General features: G+C 70.8%; 1 protein-coding gene, 1 tRNA gene and 1 other RNA gene. 1 reads left to right on the top strand and 2 read right to left on the bottom strand.

The genetic code is table 11. The features are described from left to right. Positions 1–27: 27 nt before the first annotated feature. Together ACFUVW_RS20760 and ffs are read right to left on the bottom strand one after the other, a co-directional pair. Positions 28–918, bottom strand: coding sequence for a MetQ/NlpA family ABC transporter substrate-binding protein (locus ACFUVW_RS20760; RefSeq protein WP_430573184.1), 891 nt, complete (start codon positions 916–918; stop codon positions 28–30). Between the two features lie 412 nt (positions 919–1,330). After that, positions 1,331–1,427: signal recognition particle sRNA small type (gene ffs / locus ACFUVW_RS20755), an RNA gene on the bottom strand. 137 nt (positions 1,428–1,564) lie between these two features. Here ffs and ACFUVW_RS20750 point away from each other — a divergent pair. Then, a tRNA-Ser gene (locus ACFUVW_RS20750) sits at positions 1,565–1,652 on the top strand. Positions 1,653–1,676 lie beyond the last annotated feature (24 nt).

The following is a 1,676-nucleotide window of genomic DNA, read 5'->3' as shown; positions in this document are numbered from 1 at the left end:
GGCCCGCGCGCCCCGGCCGTCGTCGGGTCAGGAAGCGTTGCGGATGTCGTCCTCGAGGCCGGACAGGATCTCCTGCAGCTCCTCCGGCGAGTTGTCCTTGATGACGGCCGTGTTGCCGGAGGCCTCCTGCTCCGCGGCGACGACCTCGTCCGAGTGCGAGATCTCCGCGAGCTTCTTCAGGTCCGGGTCGTCCTTGTCCTCCGCGCGCGCCACCCACACGTTGATGTACGGGGCGGCGGCGTCGGAGTCGGGGTCGTCCTGGAACAGCGCGGTCTCGGGGTCGAGCCCGGCGTCCTTGAGGAAGTCGTTGTTGACGATGGACGCGTCCACCGACTTGAGCTGGATCGGCGTCTGCTCGGCCGCGACCGGAGTGACGGTGACCTTGGAGCTGGGCAGCACGTCGGCCTCGGTGGAGACGGCGCTGCCGCCGTCCTTGAGCTCGATGAGGCCGGCCTCCTGCAGCACGAGGAGCGCGCGGGCCAGGTTGGTCGGGTCGTTCGGCACGGCCACCTCGCCGCCGGCCGGGATCTCCTCGAGGGAGGAGTGCTTCTCCGAGTACAGGCCCAGCGGGTAGACGGCGGTGGCGCCGATCGGCGTCAGGTCGTCGTCGGCGTCGACGTTGTAGCCGGCGAGGAACTGCAGGTGCTGGAACTGGTTCGCGTCCAGCTCGCCCTGCGAGAGGGAGGGGTTGGCCTGCGTGTAGTCCTGCAGGTCGACCAGCTCGATGTCGAGCCCCTCCTCCTTGGCCTTGTCGGTGAAGACGGCCCACTTGTCCTCGGACGCGCCGACGACGCCGATGCGGAGCGTGCCGTCGCCCTCGGCGTTGCCGGCGCCGCCGCAGGCGGACAGGGTGACGGTGGTCGCGGCCGCGATCGCGGTGACGGCGAGGAGACGGGTGCGGGTGCTGATCCGGGACATGGTGGTCCTTCCGGGCAGGCGCCGGGTACGGCGCCGGTGAGCGGGGTGGGGTGCGGCGGCCACGGCCATCAGCTCGAGGCGGCAGGAAGAGGGGGGTTCCCCGGCGGGCCGAGGAGGAGGTGACGACGGCGTCGTCGGTCGATGCCGGTGAGGCGTCAGCCGAGCTCGCACATTCGGCAGGTGGTCATGCGGCCCGACGTCATCGCGGCGTGGCACATCTCGCCGCGACGGCAGGAGCGCGCGGTCGAGGTGGCTGCGGGAGCGATGCGGGACATGCCATCAGAGTGACCACCCGCAGCCCGGTTCACCAAGCCGGCGAGGTGAAAATCTCATGCAGTGGACGATTCGCCGTCCGCATCGTGGATCCTGTGACCCGCGGCACTCTCGCGGCGGCGCGAGGGGCGGGCCGGACGTGAAGGACCCCCCGCACACCCACCAGAGCTCACTTACCCTTGCTGCCTTCCGGCCCTGGGGGAGTTCGGCGAGATGGTGCCGCACGAGGGGTCTGCCCGACAGCCTAACCGAGACCCCGCCCCGTCCCGAAACCGGCGGGCGAGACCGCCGTCACCCCCGCAGGATTCGGAGCCACGGCGGGGTGTCGGCTATTCTTCTGGGGCTGCCCGCGCAGGATGCGGGTCGCGCTCCAGGAGGATTCGCCTAGCGGCCTATGGCGCACGCTTGGAAAGCGTGTTGGGTTCACGCCCTCGGGGGTTCGAATCCCCCATCCTCCGCCAGACCGAAGGGCCCGCACCGCACGG

It is taken from the genome of Isoptericola sp. NPDC057391 (assembly GCF_042668085.1).
GTDB lineage: Bacteria > Actinomycetota > Actinomycetes > Actinomycetales > Cellulomonadaceae > Isoptericola.
The sequence above is the reverse complement of the archived record's forward strand: the minus strand, read 5'-3'. Positions and strand labels throughout refer to the sequence as shown.